Source organism: Chryseobacterium joostei (genome assembly GCF_003815775.1).
GTDB lineage: Bacteria > Bacteroidota > Bacteroidia > Flavobacteriales > Weeksellaceae > Chryseobacterium > Chryseobacterium joostei.
In genome coordinates this window covers 4471248-4487304 of the sequence record NZ_CP033926.1, presented here as the reverse complement: position 1 = coordinate 4487304, position 16057 = coordinate 4471248, and the positions used below count along the sequence as shown (strand labels likewise).

General features: G+C 35.2%; 17 protein-coding genes and 1 tRNA gene. 8 read left to right on the top strand and 10 right to left on the bottom strand.

The annotated features are described in order from the left end of the window. Positions 1-13: 13 nt before the first annotated feature. Complete coding sequence (locus EG359_RS20520; RefSeq protein ID WP_076353547.1) at positions 14-394, top strand: SpoIIAA family protein; 381 nt, start codon at positions 14-16, stop codon at positions 392-394. A 76-nt stretch (positions 395-470) separates the two neighbouring features. On the opposite strand, the gene EG359_RS20515 is transcribed toward EG359_RS20520, so the two are convergent. Next, positions 471-1673 carry an MFS transporter gene (locus tag EG359_RS20515; protein WP_076353545.1) on the bottom strand — a complete coding sequence of 401 codons (1203 nt, stop codon included), beginning with the start codon at positions 1671-1673 and terminating at the stop codon, positions 471-473. A gap of 179 nt (positions 1674-1852) precedes the next feature. Between EG359_RS20515 and EG359_RS20510 the strand changes: the two genes are divergently transcribed. Beyond that, positions 1853-2752, top strand: coding sequence for an AraC family transcriptional regulator (locus EG359_RS20510; protein WP_076353543.1), 900 nt, complete (start codon positions 1853-1855; stop codon positions 2750-2752). A 45-nt stretch (positions 2753-2797) separates the two neighbouring features. Here EG359_RS20510 and lipA read toward each other — a convergent pair whose 3' ends face one another. Both lipA and EG359_RS20500 read right to left on the bottom strand, forming a co-directional pair. Continuing rightward, a complete protein-coding gene (lipA, locus tag EG359_RS20505; protein WP_065396933.1) occupies positions 2798-3664 on the bottom strand; it encodes a lipoyl synthase in 867 nt (288 codons plus the stop codon). 139 nt (positions 3665-3803) lie between these two features. Continuing rightward, a complete protein-coding gene (locus EG359_RS20500) occupies positions 3804-4364 on the bottom strand; it encodes an RNA polymerase sigma factor (RefSeq protein ID WP_076353541.1) in 561 nt (186 codons plus the stop codon). Between the two features lie 210 nt (positions 4365-4574). Between EG359_RS20500 and tyrS the strand changes: the two genes are divergently transcribed. After that, positions 4575-5870 carry a tyrosine--tRNA ligase gene (gene tyrS / locus EG359_RS20495; protein WP_076353539.1) on the top strand — a complete coding sequence of 432 codons (1296 nt, stop codon included), beginning with the start codon at positions 4575-4577 and terminating at the stop codon, positions 5868-5870. 72 nt (positions 5871-5942) lie between these two features. On the opposite strand, the gene EG359_RS20490 is transcribed toward tyrS, so the two are convergent. Further along, positions 5943-6344, bottom strand: coding sequence for a hypothetical protein (locus EG359_RS20490; protein ID WP_228435018.1), 402 nt, complete (start codon positions 6342-6344; stop codon positions 5943-5945). 216 nt (positions 6345-6560) lie between these two features. Here EG359_RS20490 and EG359_RS20485 point away from each other — a divergent pair, with 216 nt between their 5' ends. After that, entirely contained in the window at positions 6561-8534 is a 1974-nt protein-coding gene (locus tag EG359_RS20485) for an ATP-binding protein (protein ID WP_076353535.1), read from the top strand. Beyond that, positions 8524-9162 (top strand): response regulator, encoded by a 639-nt coding sequence (locus EG359_RS20480; RefSeq protein ID WP_076353533.1) that lies wholly within the window; start codon positions 8524-8526, stop codon positions 9160-9162. Before EG359_RS20485 ends, EG359_RS20480 begins: the two co-directional genes overlap by 11 nt. A 47-nt stretch (positions 9163-9209) precedes the next feature. Here EG359_RS20480 and EG359_RS20475 read toward each other — a convergent pair whose 3' ends face one another. Further along, positions 9210-9641, bottom strand: a complete 432-nt coding sequence (locus EG359_RS20475; RefSeq protein ID WP_228435016.1) for a hypothetical protein — start codon at positions 9639-9641, stop codon at positions 9210-9212. Between the two features lie 329 nt (positions 9642-9970). Between EG359_RS20475 and EG359_RS20470 the strand changes: the two genes are divergently transcribed. The 3 genes from EG359_RS20470 to EG359_RS20460 all read left to right on the top strand — a co-directional run bounded on the left by EG359_RS20470 (position 9971) and on the right by EG359_RS20460 (position 12581). After that, the gene (locus EG359_RS20470; protein ID WP_076353529.1) at positions 9971-10609 is read left to right on the top strand and encodes an alpha/beta hydrolase; all 639 of its coding nucleotides are present in this window, start codon (positions 9971-9973) and stop codon (positions 10607-10609) included. A gap of 121 nt (positions 10610-10730) precedes the next feature. Then, positions 10731-12050 carry a PDZ domain-containing protein gene (locus EG359_RS20465; protein WP_076353527.1) on the top strand — a complete coding sequence of 440 codons (1320 nt, stop codon included), beginning with the start codon at positions 10731-10733 and terminating at the stop codon, positions 12048-12050. A gap of 3 nt (positions 12051-12053) precedes the next feature. Continuing rightward, positions 12054-12581 carry a hypothetical protein gene (locus EG359_RS20460; RefSeq protein ID WP_076353525.1) on the top strand — a complete coding sequence of 176 codons (528 nt, stop codon included), beginning with the start codon at positions 12054-12056 and terminating at the stop codon, positions 12579-12581. Here the strand turns inward: EG359_RS20460 and EG359_RS20455 are convergent. The 5 genes from EG359_RS20455 to EG359_RS20435 form a co-directional block, all read right to left on the bottom strand. Next, positions 12574-13617, bottom strand: coding sequence for a L,D-transpeptidase (locus EG359_RS20455; protein WP_076353523.1), 1044 nt, complete (start codon positions 13615-13617; stop codon positions 12574-12576). The two genes, EG359_RS20460 and EG359_RS20455, sit on opposite strands and share 8 nt — an antisense overlap. A 112-nt stretch (positions 13618-13729) precedes the next feature. Next, the gene (locus tag EG359_RS20450) at positions 13730-14488 is read right to left on the bottom strand and encodes a response regulator transcription factor (protein WP_076353521.1); all 759 of its coding nucleotides are present in this window, start codon (positions 14486-14488) and stop codon (positions 13730-13732) included. A 462-nt stretch (positions 14489-14950) separates the two neighbouring features. Beyond that, positions 14951-15253 (bottom strand): hypothetical protein, encoded by a 303-nt coding sequence (locus tag EG359_RS20445; RefSeq protein ID WP_076353519.1) that lies wholly within the window; start codon positions 15251-15253, stop codon positions 14951-14953. Positions 15254-15258: 5 nt separating this feature from the next. Beyond that, positions 15259-15672, bottom strand: coding sequence for a hypothetical protein (locus EG359_RS20440; RefSeq protein WP_123867472.1), 414 nt, complete (start codon positions 15670-15672; stop codon positions 15259-15261). 177 nt (positions 15673-15849) lie between these two features. Continuing rightward, a tRNA-Asp gene (locus tag EG359_RS20435) sits at positions 15850-15923 on the bottom strand. Between the last annotated feature and the right edge of the window lie 134 nt (positions 15924-16057).

The window sequence follows — 16057 nt, the reverse complement described above, 5'->3', positions numbered from 1 at the left end:
TAAAATATTCACTATGATAACAATTATTCCAGAAGCTCCGGAGAATGTTGCGGCATTCAGTGCAACCGGAGAAGTAACGAAAGAGGATTTTGAAAAACTGGTAATTCCGCACGTGAAAGAAAAAGTAGACCAATTTGGTGAGCTGAATTACTTACTGTACTTGGATACTGATCTGGATAAGTTTACCATGGGGGCATGGCTTGAAGATTTACTTTTAGGATTCAAAAACCTGGCAAAGTGGAATCGTGCAGCCATTGTTACAGACAAGCAAAGCGTTCAGAACTTTACGGATATCTTCAGTGTTCTGATGCCGGGAGAGTTTAAATCTTTCCCAAAAGAAAATTTATACAATGCGCTCTACTGGTGTAAAAACGGCAATGAAGTAGAGGTATAAACCTATTAATAAAAAAAAACGCCTGTTTCCAAGATAGAAACAGGCGTTTTTTTTTTATAAAACTAGATTAATGTCTTTATTTATCACAAGAAACACATTCTTGAACTGCCTCGTCTTCATTAGATGTTTTAGAACTATATAGATACATATATCTTACACTGATCACAAATCCTATAAAGGTCATCCCCACTCCTACCAGTGACGGGTAATTGAACGGCAAGTCATATTCCAGAGGAATCCCTCCAAGAAAAGCTCCCATGGCATTGGCAATATTAAAGCCTGCCTGCATAAAAGCAGCTGCCATCATTTCGCTTCTTGGGGCCGCTTTCATCATCATGATATTAATAGGTGCTGCAATAGACATTGATAAAGCTCCACACATAAATGTCAATATAAAGGCAATATTCTGATGCTCGGAAAGGAAAAATACGCCTATCAGGGAAATCATCATCAGAAAGATCAGAACAGCGCATGTTTTCTCCGGTCCCAGCTTATCTGAAACAATCCCCCCAACGAGGTTACCTACCACCATTCCGGCTCCTGCAAGCACCATTACATAGGCCATTTGACTACTTTGAACTCCTGAAATTACCGTCATTAGAGGCGTAATATAGCTAAGCCATGTAAAAAGTCCTCCAAACCCAATCGCAGTGATAGCCAGCACCAACCAGGATTGCTTATTTTTCAGGAATTTCAATTCTTCCAGAAAATGGGTATCTTGATTTGCTTCCATGGCAGGAAGCCATAATTTTAAAAACAATAAGGCAAAAAGGCCAATCACTGCCACAATAATAAAGTACAGCCTCCAATGGAAAGTATGCCCAATATACGTCACCAATGGAACCATCGCGAGGTTCGCAACCGTGAGCCCTGTAAACATCATTGATATATAGAATGCCTCTTTACCTTTTCCGGCCATTTTTGAAGCGACAACCGTTCCTACTCCAAAGAATGCTCCATGAGGAAGTCCGGACATAAATCTTATAATCAGCATGGTTGTATAATTCGGTGCAATAGCAGAAAGTCCATTAAATAGTGTAAAAAGGATCATAAAAGCGATCAATACCTTTTTGGGTGGAAACTTTACTGAGTACCCGATAAGGAGAGGAGCTCCAATCACTACCCCCATAGCATAGGCAGAAATTAAATGCCCCGCCTGAGGAATGCTGATTTGTAAAGTATTTGCAATGTCCGGCAATAGTCCCATAACGGTAAATTCCGTAGTTCCTATTCCCAACCCGCCTATTGCCAGCGGTATTATTCTTTTATCAATCTTCATTGGTATATTCTTTTTTCTGAATTAATTGGTAGAAATTTAGAATGGTTGCCCATCTTATATTTGAAAGTGCAAAAATCGAAAGAAAGATTGAATTTTACTTCTCTTTGAATGATAAAAATTTGCTCCGTATTAACCTTTTTATTTAATTTTAAATTCACAAACAATCAAAACAGAACAAAATGAAAATCCAGAAAGAAATTATTGAGTTTGAAAAAGGGAAATCTTTCAAGCTATTTTCTCCTTCTCTGAAAAACTGTTTTTTCTGGCATTATCATCCTGAAATTGAATTGGTATACGTAGAAGCATCCAATGGAATCCGACATGTTGGAAAAAATATTTCTGGTTTTACTGACAGTGACTTGTTATTGATTGGTTCCAATGTTCCCCATCTTAACTTCGACTATGGTATCCAGACAGAGTGCAAACAGCTAGTCCTACAAATGCGTGAAAACTTTCTTCAGAACATTATCTTTCCTGTTCCTGAGTTTGAAAACATCAGAAAACTGCTGGACAGATCTTACCTTGGTTTATCATTCTTCGGAGAAACAAAAAACATTGTTGTTGAAAAACTTCAGGTCATTAAAGATAAAAGCTCTTTTGAGGCATTGATGGGAATGATTGAGATTTTACAGATTCTTGCAGACTCTGCAGAAGTAAAGGAACTCAACAAAGAGGATACAAGGATCAAATGGTTCTTGAACGACAAGATCAGAATGGGAACCATCTACGACTATATTCATGAGAATCACGATAAGAAACCGAATGTGAATGAAATTGCAAAAATTGTGAGCCTCAGTACTCCTGCTTTTTGTAGATATTTTAAAAAGCAGACCAATATGACATTCACAGATTTTGTAAATAATTACAGAATCAACCAAGCAAAGATATATCTGTTAAAGGATTATTCTGTAACGGAAGTTTGTTTTCAGGTGGGTTTTGAAAGTCTGTCGTATTTTAATAAACTGTTTAAGCAGCATACCAGTGAAACTCCGTCAGAATTTAAGAAAAAACACTTTAAGCCTATTGAAATAAATGGGCGGATAGGAACTATTACAAGAGATTCTTCCTGTAATAAATAGATTTTAAAGAGTAAAAAAACCGCTCATCACTGAGCGGTCTATATTTTAATGTATATGTTTTTCTGCGTGGTAAGAACTTCTTACAAGAGGTGAACTTTCAACGTGTCTGAAACCAAGACTTCTTGCAAAATCTCCAAACTCATCAAACTCTTCCGGTGTAATGAATTTTTTTACGGGAAGATGTTTTTTAGTCGGTTGAAGGTATTGCCCAAGCGTAATAACATCCACATTGGCATTTCTGATGTCTTCAATCGTTTGGAAAACCTCATCTCTAGTTTCTCCTAAACCAAGCATTACACCTGTTTTTGTTCTTCTTTGCCCAGCTTCCTTTAAATATCTTAAAACCTCAAGGCTTCTTTCATATTTTGCCTGGATTCTCACTTCTCTGGTCAAACGTTTTACAGTTTCCATATTGTGAGAGATCACTTCAGGAGCTACTTCCACTAATCTATCAAGATGTTTTGTAATTCCCTGGAAGTCCGGAATTAATGTTTCCATGGTTGTTCCCGGAGAGATTCTTCTTACAGCATTTACTGTTTCGCCCCAAAGAATAGATCCCATGTCTTTCAAGTCATCACGATCTACAGAAGTAAGAACAGCGTGCTTAATCTTCATTAATTTGATTGAACGAGCCACTTTTTCAGGTTCATCCCAGTTTACATCAAGCGGTTTTCCTGTTTTTACGCCGCAGAATCCACAGCTTCTTGTACAGATATTTCCTAAGATCATGAACGTTGCCGTTCCTTCTCCCCAACACTCTCCCATATTCGGACAGCTTCCGCTCTGGCATATGGTATTTAATTTATATTTGTCCACCAAAGTCCTAAGCTCTCTGTAATTCTTTCCGGTAGGAAGTTTTACACGAATCCACTTTGGTTTTTGAACGGTAGTATCTTGAACTAAATTTTCCATTTCTAAAATTGAAGTTCAAAGTTAAGGATTTTTTAATGGAAACCATCAACTGGAAAAATTGATGAAACTAATAATACCAATGTAAAATTATTGGGAAAAGTAGGAAAGCTAAGATTTTCAGCAAGAATAATGACTATAATTAGTTATCCTCAAACTCATTATTTTTCAATAATTCAGCAAGGACTTTTTTAGCACGCATCACCCTTACCTTAGTATTGGCTACAGAAATACCTAATTCCTCAGCAATTTCCTTAATGCTTTTTTCTTCGAAAAATCTTAGTTTGATAATATCCTGATAATTGGCATCAAGAGATTCTATGGTTTTGATGATCTTTTTTTGCTCTTCTTCAGAAATGAGAAGCTCTTCAGGAGATTTTGCGTACTGGTTTTTAACCTCATCAAGGTTCTCAACAGCATCTTCATTTTCGCGGTTTTTCTTTCTCCAAAAATCAATAACCGTATTTTGAGCAATGGTTAAAATCCAGGTTTTAAACTGAAAATGAGGATCGAACATATCTAACTTAGACAATACCTTGGAAAAAACATTTACAGTAATTTCATCGGCATCATTTTCATCTCTCACTTTTTTCATTACAAAGGAGAAAACATCCACCCAAAAAACATTGATGAGTTTCGTCTGGGCCTTTTGATCTTTGTCCTTGGCCTTTTGAATGAGCAGAAATAGCTGTTCGTCGTTCATTAATAACAAATATAGATTATTTGGAGCGAAAAGGCAAATCTGCGAAAAGGTAAAAAAGTAAAGAGGAGAAAGAGCAAAACACCCGAATCATGGACATCATTATAAATTTCTATCAAGAATAGTAATTTGCAATATTGCCTTTTTACCCTTTTGCCTTTCATACTTCTGAATTTACTATCTTTGCACCGTAAAATTTTAAAGTAAAAATCAATGAATTCCTTTATAGAAGAACTGAAATGGCGTGGTCTATTTGCTGATATGATGCCCGGAACCGATGAACAACTGAATAAAGAGGTAACCACTGCATATATTGGTTTTGATCCAACTGCCGATTCTTTACATATCGGAAGTCTTATTCAGATAAAGATCCTTGCGCATTTTCAACAGCATGGTCACAAGCCAATTGCCTTAGTAGGAGGAGCTACAGGTATGATTGGTGATCCATCCGGAAAATCTGCAGAAAGAAACCTTTTGGATGAAGAAACTCTTTTACATTATGTAGATTGTTTGAAAAACCAACTATCAAGATTTTTAGATTTCGCAGGTAATGAACCTAATAAAGCGGAGTTGGTAAACAACTATGACTGGATGAAAAATATCTCTTTCCTTGATTTTGCTAAAAATATCGGAAAGAACATCACTGTTAATTACATGATGGCTAAGGATTCTGTGAAGAAGAGATTCTCAGGAGACGGAAGTGCTGACGGGATGAGTTTCACAGAGTTTACTTACCAGTTGATTCAAGGGTATGATTTCCTTCACTTATACCAAAACAACAATGTAAAGCTACAGATGGGAGGTTCTGACCAGTGGGGAAATATCACTACAGGAACAGAATTGATTCGTAGAAAAGCTCAAGGTGAAGCGTTTGCATTAACGGTTCCTTTGATTACAAAGGCTGATGGTTCCAAATTCGGAAAGTCTGAAAGTGGAGAAAACTATTGGTTGGATAAAAAGAAGACTTCTCCATACAAATTCTACCAGTTCTGGCTGAATGCTACGGATGAAGATGCTGAAAGATTCATCAAGTTTTACACGTTCCTTGGAAAAGAGGAAATTGAAGCCTTAGTTGAAGAGCACAAAACAGCTCCACACGAAAGAAAGCTTCAGAGAAAACTGGCTGAAGAAGTAACGGTTTGGGTACATGGAAGAGAAGAGTATGAAAAAGCTCTTAAAGCTTCTGAAATTCTTTTCGGGCGTTCTACAGCTGAAGATTTAGTAAGTCTTGATGAAGAAATATTCCTTGAGGTTTTTGATGGAGTTCCACAAAAGGAAGTTGCAAAAGCAGATGTATTGGGAATAAACATTATTGATCTTCTTTCTGAGAAATCAGGATTCCTTAAATCTAAAAGTGAGGCTCAGAGAGAAATGAAGGGAAATTCAATCTCCGTGAATAAGCAGAAAGTAAATGATACTTTTACAGCTAACGAAACAGATCTTATTGATGGGAAATTCTTATTGCTTCAAAAAGGTAAAAAAAGTTACTTCATTGTAAAAGTGATCTAATTTTAATACAATATAAGAAACGGGCGCTGAGATAAATCTCGGCGCCCGTTTTATTTAGAAAGTTATTAATTTTTAAAATACGTAGCTTGCAGAAGCTGATAAATACTGGCCACTGGAAGTTCCCTCTTTTTTCAGTTCACCATCTACCCAGATCTGAACTTTTAAAGTAGAAGAAGCATTGGTTCCTACTGCATTTACTGCTACATTAGCGTTATAAGCTCCTGCTTCTGATGTTACTTCCGGACTCGACCATGTTTCTCCACTAAGGCTGGAAGCTGTAGTAGGATTACCATCAATTCCATACACTGCTACATCAATATCAGCTCCTGAAGAAGCAATGGCCTTAAAAACTACTTTATGACTTTTACCTGCCCCATTCACATTGTCATCATCATCTTTACTACAAGAGGTTACAAACCCGAATAACATGGTTGCCAACAATACAAAAAATGTTCCTCTTAACAGTTGACTCATTCCCGCTTTTTTCATAATCTTTTTGTTTAAAATTTAGTTACTTTATTTAATATTCTATGATTAGTGATTCTGTACCTGCAAAGCTATTGGAGTCATTAAACTTTATCAATCCTGAAAAATGTGTAATTTTTTCTACCTAAATTCAGGTATTTTCTATGCTAAAATTTTTAATTAAATTGAACAGTTAAAAATATATTCTACAGAACTGATTATCTAATGAAGAGATTACTTATCCTGTTAAGCATATTGCTTTCCTTTAGTTTACAATCACAGCAAATAACTCCGCTCAATGAAAAACCTTATTTGGACAGTTTACAAAATATAGTAAAAACAAGTTCTCCTGATGCTTCAAAATCCAACGCCTACTTTATCTTATCAAATTATTATAGAAATATTGATTCACTGTTAAGCAAAAAGTATCTGGAAAGTGGAAAAGCATTCATTAAGGGTAATCCTCTTCTTTCCGCAAAATATGATTATTACAAAGCCCAGTATTATCTGGACCGAAACAAAGAGAAAGCCGGAATCTCTTATCAACAGGCGATTAAAGCACTATCCAAGATTAAAAATGAGGAATCGGATCTTCTTCAGGCTTCAGCCTGGTACAGCTATGGGGTAACACAGAAAGATAAAGAAGGCTATCCTTTTTTGGTGAAGACAATTCTTGAAAAAAGTATTCCGTTGGCTAAAAAATATGAAAACAGCAGAAACCTGGGATTTCTATATACTCAATTTGCTGTGATTCTTACTTATAATGCTGAATTAAAAAAATCTGAAGAGTACAACAAGAAAGCCTTGAAAATTCTCGAAAAACGTTTTCCGAATTCTTCCGAGTTATTTTTCACATACCTAAACTTTGCCAATAATTATTGCTATCAGGCTAAAGGAGACGAAGCCAAAAAGTTTTTGGATAAAGCTGAAAACCTCATCAATCCTTATCCGGAATCTTCAATCAATGCTTTTTATTATTATAGTAAAACACTTTACTATATTACCAGACAAAAAAACTCAGAGGCGCTACCCGTTATTGAAAAGGGAATCTTTTATACCAAAAAGTTCAATCAGAGCCTATTGGCACAGATGTTTTATTTCAACAAATATGACATCCTGAGAAAGCTAAAAAGATATGACGAGGCTAAAAATGTTCTGGAGGATATCTTAACGGAAAAATCCCTTGCCCTTGATCTTAGAAACAGAAAAACCATTTATAAGCAGCTTTCTACATTGAACGAGGAAATGGGAAATTCTAAAGAAGCCCTAGCATGGGAACAAAAATACTCTAAGCTTAATGACAGCCTGAATACCGAAAGTGTAAAGCTTGAGATCAATAAAATTGAATCTAAGTTTAATGCTGCAGAAAAGGAAAGAAAAATAGCAACCCTAAATGCTGAAAAAAACCAGAAAGATCTTGAGGTTAATAAGAAAAACTCTTATTTATGGGGGCTAAGCCTTATCCTGCTACTCCTTATAAGCCTTCTGATCTTCCTTTTTATCATCTTTAGGAAAAATAAAAAGATATCAATACAAAGGATCAATGAAATTAAACAAAAAGAAGAACTCTCCCTAACCAAGGCAATTCTGGATGGAGAGGAAAGAGAAAGAGAACGTATTGCAAGGGATCTTCATGATGGTTTGGGCGGAATGCTGGCAGGGGTAAAGATTAATTTTTCAACCTGGTCTGCCAATCATTTGGATGCTGAAAAGGATAAAGAATTTTATAAGATTCTAAGGCAACTGGACAATTCTGTGAGTGAACTTCGACATGTAGCAAGAAACCTGATGCCTGAATCATTGCTTAATTTTGGTTTGGAAACAGCAATCAATGATCTGTGTGAATTTTATAAAAGAAAAGATCTTGAAATTGACTTTCAGGCCATCAATATTGAAAAGAATCTGCCTTTAAACATTCAACTCAATATCTACAGGATTGTGCAGGAATTGTTAGCCAATGCCATAAAACATGCTGAAGCTGCCAATATTTTGCTGCAGTGTTCTCAATCAGGAAAAAACTTTTTCATTACCATTGAGGACAACGGAAAAGGCTTTGAAAATAATGCTGAGCAAAAGACTAAAAGCATGGGACTCCGGAATCTGAAAAACAGGGTTGATTACCTGAAAGGAAACATGGAGATCAGTTCGGACAATCAAGGGACAACAATTAACATAGAACTCAATATAGATGGAGAATGAAAGAATAAATATTGTTATTGTAGATGATCATCCCATTGTCATCGAAGGGGTGAAGATGATGCTGAACAGCCAGCCCTTCATTAATATAGTAGGAACTTTTACTTCCGGTTCTGAAATCATCAGTTTTATAAAATCTAACAAGGTAGATATTATTCTTCTTGACATTACTTTACCTGATGCCAATGGTACAGAACTTTGTAGGGAAATTAAAAAAATAGGTCCTGATATTTCTGTGATCATGTTCAGTAATCGTTCCGAAAGAAGTATCATCATGCAATCTATACAAAATGGAGCCAGTGGTTATCTTTTGAAGAATACTTCAATACATGAACTGGTCATATGCATCAAGGGTGCATTATCAGGTAATATTGTTTTCTGTAATGAAACCAAACAGATCATCAGCCGGCCCTCTCAAAACGAGTTGCAAATTCCAAGATTGACTAAAAGAGAAAAACAGATCCTGCAATTGGTAGCCCAGGGCAAAACAAGTAATATGATTGCGGAAGAGCTATTTCTAAGTCCGCTTACTATAGATACTCACCGTAAAAATTTGCTGCAGAAATTTCAGGCAAAAAACTCTACGGAACTCGTAAACTATGCCATACAGTTTCATATGATTGAAGAATAAAAAAACCGCTCTGTGAGCGGTTTTTATTTATATAAAAATATTTTAATTTAAGGTTCTAAGAAACTGAAATCGATTGATGCAACTGCTACACCTTTTCCTTTTTTCTTATCAGTTTTTACGATTTCCCCATCTATCCAAAGATTAATAATAAGCTCTGCATTATCATCTGGTAATGTTGCGTTAGCATCAAGGTTTAATTGTGCCTGGCTGGAATTTACCCATATATCTTCACTTGTCCAAGGGGATGTTATAGGGGTTGTTGGGGTGTCATAAATGGTATTTTGGGTGGTACCTACCTGTCTTACAACAGATATGATTTTCCCTCCTCCAGTTGTTTTCACTTCAAATTTAACCATATGATCCTGAAATTCTTCATCGTCATCCTTTTTACAGGAATTCAAAACAGTGATTGCAGAAAATAGTAGAACGAATAAAAAAGAAAGTCTAAGTAAACTTTTTGAATTGTAAAATTGCTTCATTTCTCCAAATAGATTTTTTAATGTTTCAAATATAAGTTTTTTATTAATATAAAAATAATTTTTATAAAAAATTTCCAATAAAGATTTACAAATAATATCAAATTGATAAAAAATAAAATCATATTATAAAATCCAATAATACAACTCAAATAACCAATCCTTACACATAAAATAACCGGATATAGTTTAAATAGTGAAAGCCGAAATGTGGAATTATATTTCAATGTCTTATCCCTTCATAGCCTTAATCCTTTCATGATTAAAATTGACTATTATATGAATAGCAAAAGTTAGGATTTACAATGTAATTTATTAATTATATTTGCTGTATGAATTTAGATTACATAGTAAGAGAGCCGGAAAATATTACCTCTACTACTCCTATACTTTTTATGCTTCATGGCTACGGCAGCAATGAGCAGGACCTTTTCAGCTTTAGAGAAACGCTTCCAAATGATTGGATTATCGTCAGCTTCAGAGCTCCTAGAGATACACAGTTTGAAGGATATTCTTGGTTTGACATCAACTTCAATGAACCTGAGAACTTTATGGATGTTTCCCAAGCTAAGGAGTCTTTAAATTCTGCATTGGAAAGTATACTAAAAGTGATCAATCATTATGGGCTTACTGAAAGCAATGTACATTTGTGCGGATTCAGTCAGGGAGGAATATTATGCTATGCTCTGGCACTTAAATATCCTGAACTTTTTAATAAAATAGCCTGTATGAGTTCTTATCCTGAAGAAAAAATTCTGGATGGTATTGTAAAGGATAAAAAGAAACTGGAAAGACTTCGATTCTTTGTATCTCATGGTACAGATGATGCTGTTATTCCACTTGAATGGGGAAGAAAGGCTGCTGATCTTTTGTATGACCTAAGCTGCTACTTCACTTTCAGAGAATATATGAGCGGGCATGGTGTCAATCAGAAAAACTATATGGACTTAATGGAGTTTTTCTCTAAATAAGCCAATCCCAATTTCAAATAAATTCAACGAAAACCACTACATCATTGTAGTTTATATAAACATTCCTGCATTTGGAATGTTTTTTTTATTACAATAAAGATAAATTCAGTAAATTCAGTAAATGAAACCAAGGCTCTTTTTACTGGGATTACTTTTATGCATTTTTGCCCATGCCCAGAACTCTTTTGAGTTAATTAATACAAAAAAAGCAGTTATTCCTTTTCAGTTTATCAACAACCTGATCTTTATCCCTATTAATGTTAATGGTGCAGAGCTTACCTTTCTATTGGATACCGGAGTAGCAGAAACCATTCTTTTTAGCCTTGAGAATAAAGAACTTAAACTTGGAAACGTTGAAAAAATAAAATTTTCTGGCCTTGGTGGAAGTTTAAGTATTGACGGTTTAAAATCTGATCGTAATACCGGGCGGATTGGAGATGCCCTCGTAAACACCTCCATGTCTCTTTATGTGATTATTGATGAAGAGTTTAATATCTCATCCCATGTAGGAATTCCCGTAAATGGAGTTATTGGATACCATTTCTTTAAGGATCATCCTATTTTTATAGATTATATTTCAAAAAAAATTACAGTTTATGAGAACAGTGATCTTTTAAAAAAGAAGATCAGAAAGTTTGAAGAACTTCCCATCACCATTGAGAGGGACAAACCTTATCTGTATGCCGGTGTGGAAATGACCAGTGAAAAAAAGGATTCAAAACTTTTAATTGATCTTGGAAACAGTGATGCTATATGGCTCTTCCCTGCCCTCATCAAAAACTTCGTGTACAACAGACCTAATATTGATGATTTCCTTGGACGGGGATTCAACGGAGATATTTATGGTAAACGAAGCAGAATCCATAACTTTTATCTTGGAGATTTTAAATTTGAAAAACCGCTTACCGCAATGCCCGATGAATTTTCTATTCAGCATGTAAATCTGGTAGAAAACAGAAAAGGTTCCATTGGTGGAGAAATTACTCGTAGGTTTACAGTAGTTTTTGATTATCCTAACAAAAAACTATATTTGAGGAAAAACAGAAACTTTAATGATCCTTTTCATTTTAATATGAGCGGATTAGACTTCAAGCAAGATGGTCTGGAATGGAAGCAGGACAAAATTAACATTGAAACTCAGAACTTAGCAACTATGGGAGCTGAAGCCTATAAGAACTCTTTTCAATATAAGTTCAGTCTCAAACCTATATTTTCTATTGCGGGGGTAAGGAAAGATTCTCCTGCCTATGAAGCTGGTTTACAAAAAGATGACAGAATTATCAGTATCAATGGGAATAGGTCCTCAGATTTGACCCTTGAAAAAATCATAGAACTCATGAAATCTGATGAAGGACGAAGCATTATTATGGTTGTTGAAAGAAAAAACGAAGAGCTTACTTTACGCTTCACTTTAGAAGACCCAATTCCCTATCAAGAATAGAATATGAAAACCGAAGAAACCACCTTAGACAGAATAAGAACCCGACCGAGATTTAAGATGTTTACCCATCTTACAAAGGAAGAGTATGCAGAAAATCTTAAAAAATATCTCATAGAACATAAAGATGAATTTTCCGGAAATATCAACAAGGAAGTCGCTACCATTTGGGTAGAAACAGAATATGATAATTACTGGAAGCCCCGCCTTTCCTTAAGAGTTGAAATGGAGGATGATGATATTGCAATACGTGGGGTATTTGGTCCCAGTTCTGCAGTCTGGACTTTTTTCATGTTTCTTTACTTCTCCTTTTCTATTCTTTGGATGACCTTTTTCACCATGTACTATGTAGAAAAGCAAATAAAAAGCGCTGAATACCCTTGGGCACTGAGCGCTTCTTTTGTCATGTTATTTTTTATTCTTCTTACCTATCTCGCTGCAAGATTCGGGCAGCATAAAGGGAAAGAAGAAATGCTTCAATTAAGAAGGTTTGCTGAAGAATCTACTTTACAATTTGAAAAGAAGATTATTTAGACAGCGTATCTGTAGGTCTTTCGTTTGGCACTGGTGTCGCCATAGCTCTTGCTGTTTTAATGGAATCAGCTACTTTTTCTCTGTTAGCCTGTTCTTTCAGCATTTTTGAAACATCCGGCTCCAATAGCTTCGTAAGTTCTTCCACTGAAATATTATTGGCATTGGGATCATCCAGAAGTTTTTTCCAAGGTCTTCTTCCACCCCAGTTATAATCACCAAAGACCATTACGGCAGTACCTTTTGCCTTTGTGGTAGCACCACCAGGATTCAAGATCCAAGTATCAGCATAGGAATATAACCATTGTGCATCTTTTCTTAATAATCGCAGGCAAGAATGGGAAGCCGGATATCCGGGAAGAGTATATTCATGCCATCCAATACCACCTATGTTGTGAATATTAAAGTTATAAGGAAGCTTCCATTCGGTACTCACTGTAGAAATAGATAACTTCTTTTTCCAGTTGGCAAATGTAAGTCCTCTGGTCGTCTGTGCTGTCTTCTTCCCCATACTCGTTGGACCCCACTTAACAAGACTTCCGTTGGAATAAACACCATACGCCTGAATAGGATATGAAAATATTACAAATTTTTTAACCCCGCTTAGCACATCCAATTGCATTGGAAATGGTGAATACGCCATTAACGTAGTATCTATTTTAGCAGGCACTACCAATGTATCAGCATTCCATTTGCTTTTAGAATCCAATCTGTTTAAGGCTAAAATAGCTGTACGCTCTTTCTCGTTATATTTTTTGCTGAACTCTGCATATACGGAGTCCCTCATTTTTTTATCCTTTGGAATGACAAATGCATTATAAAAACCATTCTCCTGCATAACGGGTGGAACGGATTCCTTTTTCACAACAGGCACAGAATCTTTCTTTATAGAATCTTTTTCTGCTTCAGGAGTCTCAGAGGCAGAAACAGTATCTTTAAAAGTATCACTTATTTTTTCTATTTCTTTCTTACAGGAAACAAGGAATAATGCACATAAGCAAGCATATAGAAATGATTTTTTCACAAGTATGTTCTTCATAAATAAAACAGGTCATTTAGTTTGGCTACCCAGTACAAATATCAGACCTAAAATCGAATCCCAAAAGACATTCTGAAAAATACCGTAAAAAAACGGTGGTAAAAGAGATTTTTTAAAGCAGTTTATTGGTTTTAGCGTAAGATAATGCTTCTGCAATATTGTTAACTCCAATTTTTTCAAAAAGCTTTTTGCGATGAAATTTCACTGTATCTGCTGTAATAAAAAGTTTACACCCTATTTCATTGATTGTCAAACCACTTGCGTACAAACTTAAAATTTCATATTCTCTGGAAGATAATTTTATTTTTTCGCTTTTCTCCCATTTCTCTGCAGTAAGATCATATTTCCAAATTTCATTGGATCCTTCCTTGCTAAGCATTACATTTCCTGAAGAGCTATTATTAGAAAGTGATACAGCGCATAAGGCTTTCCAAACCTGCCCCTCTTCTGTAAGAAACATTGGAGCAAGCTTATGATTAACTAGCACCATGTTTTTTTTGCTGTTGATAAGATAAAAATCATAGGAAATAGAATACATCTTTCTCTCCTCTATCGGAATTTTATCAAAAAACTCAAATCCTGCCTCATTGATCTTAATCAGCATCTCAACATCCTCAGGTTTTACATTCTGAAAATAGAAAGCATATCCGAGCTCCTTTACTTCCTCTGAGGTTTTACCACACAGAAAAAGAGGATTTTCCGAGACATACTCGAATCCTTTAGTTTGATAATTGATAACATAAAGACTTTGATATGTAGTTCTGGCAAGAGCCTTTATAGCCTCCAGATAATCTCCGGACTGGCTGAAATCAATATCGGCATCTTTACTTACCTCATTTTTATCATTAAAAAACCTTTTAATTCGTTCCATTTTTTTTAGAAATATCTACTAACTACACTAAAGGATAGTTTTCGATTTGATACCACAAATCTACACAAAAGTGTAGCGACTTTCAAAATGCCTTGATATAGTTTTGCAAACGAATTGCATGATTGTACCTTTTGTTAGAAAACCAATTAAAGGTTAATAGGAAAACCGGAACATACAAGCTATCTATAATATTGTAATCAATAACCATGATATAAAGAAGCTGCCTACATTATTCGGTCTCAAAAAGTTGATTCGTCAAATGAAGTTTTTATCGTAAATAACTCAGACAACGACACCTAATTCAGACAAAAATATTAAATGACATTGACCGAATGTAAAGCAGTTCAAAAAGATCAGCCTTTTAATCAGCATAAATCTCTGCTTAGAAACACACACTGATCTACACCCTATCACAAATCATTACTATTACTGTCTTATCTTGACAGTAATTTTTTTGCTCCATTAATACCCTTGTACAAGATTAGCAAAAATTCTTAATATCACTAAAAATACAATGAATACCAGTATAAAAAACTGAATTTTATTTACCGCTTTATTACCAAATTTACAGACAAAGATCCGATCACTAATCATCACCAGTAACACAGGGATCATCCATATCATGATAAAAATCCCATACAATCCATTTACGGCAAAAATGCCCATCATCAATACAATGGCAGCGACAATTCCTGTTATTAAGGTTAATAAGCCCAGAATAAGGAATAGGGTCCAGTTTTCAAATTGTCTTTTAATGAAATTCATTAATTTTATTTGAATCGGGAATTCAATCTGCTGTAATAAAATAGCCAAATGCAAAACCAAGGCAGGTAAGTAATCAGAAACAAAGCAATGTCATCCTTATTAATTTTTCCGTCTGCAACCGTACAATAATAGAAAACTGAGGAAATTACCGGAAGTAAGAACCAACATAAGGCTTGTTTTACTTTCCCATGAAATGTTTTTAAAAGAGAAAACAGACTACCAAAGGATAAAATATTGAGAAAAAATATCCAAAAAACAACAAAGGCATAGGCTAGTCCGCTCATATTACAATTTCTTGGATGCTCCCTTACCGGTTCTCTGGTCAATGCCATAAATATAATAATAAGAATGATTGAAATAACTGTTGAAATCAACCAAGTCTTCAGTATTGACCATAAAATGTATTTCTTTTTTGACATCAAATTCCGCATTAAATGCTAAAGTAATAATAACTTTTCAGCTCTACAAAAAATTCGCCTCCGGGGGGGGGGTATAATTATGGTTTCTTACATTCTTTACAGTAAATCATCTTTCCCTCTCTACAAGCTTATGATATACATAAATAAAAAAGTCTTCTATTTCTAGAAGACTTTTTGCGATCCGGACGGGACTCGAACCCGCGACCTCCGCCGTGACAGGGCGGCATTCTAACCAGCTGAACTACCGGATCAATTTTTTTAAAGTAAATTGACAAAACTTTTGCGATCCGGACGGGACTTGTTCTTATTTGAAAAACGCCCTATCCATAAGCTTTATAACGTTCTCTTATTTTTAGGTCACCGAATAGGTCACTTTTTTAAACAA

What these genes read in the sequence shown, in the direction of transcription:
- EG359_RS20520 (WP_076353547.1), top strand. Translation starts at nt 14, where the DNA reads ATGATAACAATTATTCCAGAAGCTCCGGAGAATGTTGCGGCATTCAGT.
- EG359_RS20515 (WP_076353545.1), bottom strand. Translation starts at nt 1,673, where the DNA reads ATGAAGATTGATAAAAGAATAATACCGCTGGCAATAGGCGGGTTGGGA.
- EG359_RS20510 (WP_076353543.1), top strand. Translation starts at nt 1,853, where the DNA reads ATGAAAATCCAGAAAGAAATTATTGAGTTTGAAAAAGGGAAATCTTTC.
- lipA (WP_065396933.1), bottom strand. Translation starts at nt 3,664, where the DNA reads ATGGAAAATTTAGTTCAAGATACTACCGTTCAAAAACCAAAGTGGATT.
- EG359_RS20500 (WP_076353541.1), bottom strand. Translation starts at nt 4,364, where the DNA reads ATGAACGACGAACAGCTATTTCTGCTCATTCAAAAGGCCAAGGACAAA.
- tyrS (WP_076353539.1), top strand. Translation starts at nt 4,575, where the DNA reads ATGAATTCCTTTATAGAAGAACTGAAATGGCGTGGTCTATTTGCTGAT.
- EG359_RS20490 (WP_228435018.1), bottom strand. Translation starts at nt 6,344, where the DNA reads ATGAGTCAACTGTTAAGAGGAACATTTTTTGTATTGTTGGCAACCATG.
- EG359_RS20485 (WP_076353535.1), top strand. Translation starts at nt 6,561, where the DNA reads ATGAAGAGATTACTTATCCTGTTAAGCATATTGCTTTCCTTTAGTTTA.
- EG359_RS20480 (WP_076353533.1), top strand. Translation starts at nt 8,524, where the DNA reads ATGGAGAATGAAAGAATAAATATTGTTATTGTAGATGATCATCCCATT.
- EG359_RS20475 (WP_228435016.1), bottom strand. Translation starts at nt 9,641, where the DNA reads ATGAAGCAATTTTACAATTCAAAAAGTTTACTTAGACTTTCTTTTTTA.
- EG359_RS20470 (WP_076353529.1), top strand. Translation starts at nt 9,971, where the DNA reads ATGAATTTAGATTACATAGTAAGAGAGCCGGAAAATATTACCTCTACT.
- EG359_RS20465 (WP_076353527.1), top strand. Translation starts at nt 10,731, where the DNA reads ATGAAACCAAGGCTCTTTTTACTGGGATTACTTTTATGCATTTTTGCC.
- EG359_RS20460 (WP_076353525.1), top strand. Translation starts at nt 12,054, where the DNA reads ATGAAAACCGAAGAAACCACCTTAGACAGAATAAGAACCCGACCGAGA.
- EG359_RS20455 (WP_076353523.1), bottom strand. Translation starts at nt 13,617, where the DNA reads ATGAAGAACATACTTGTGAAAAAATCATTTCTATATGCTTGCTTATGT.
- EG359_RS20450 (WP_076353521.1), bottom strand. Translation starts at nt 14,488, where the DNA reads ATGGAACGAATTAAAAGGTTTTTTAATGATAAAAATGAGGTAAGTAAA.
- EG359_RS20445 (WP_076353519.1), bottom strand. Translation starts at nt 15,253, where the DNA reads ATGAATTTCATTAAAAGACAATTTGAAAACTGGACCCTATTCCTTATT.
- EG359_RS20440 (WP_123867472.1), bottom strand. Translation starts at nt 15,672, where the DNA reads ATGTCAAAAAAGAAATACATTTTATGGTCAATACTGAAGACTTGGTTG.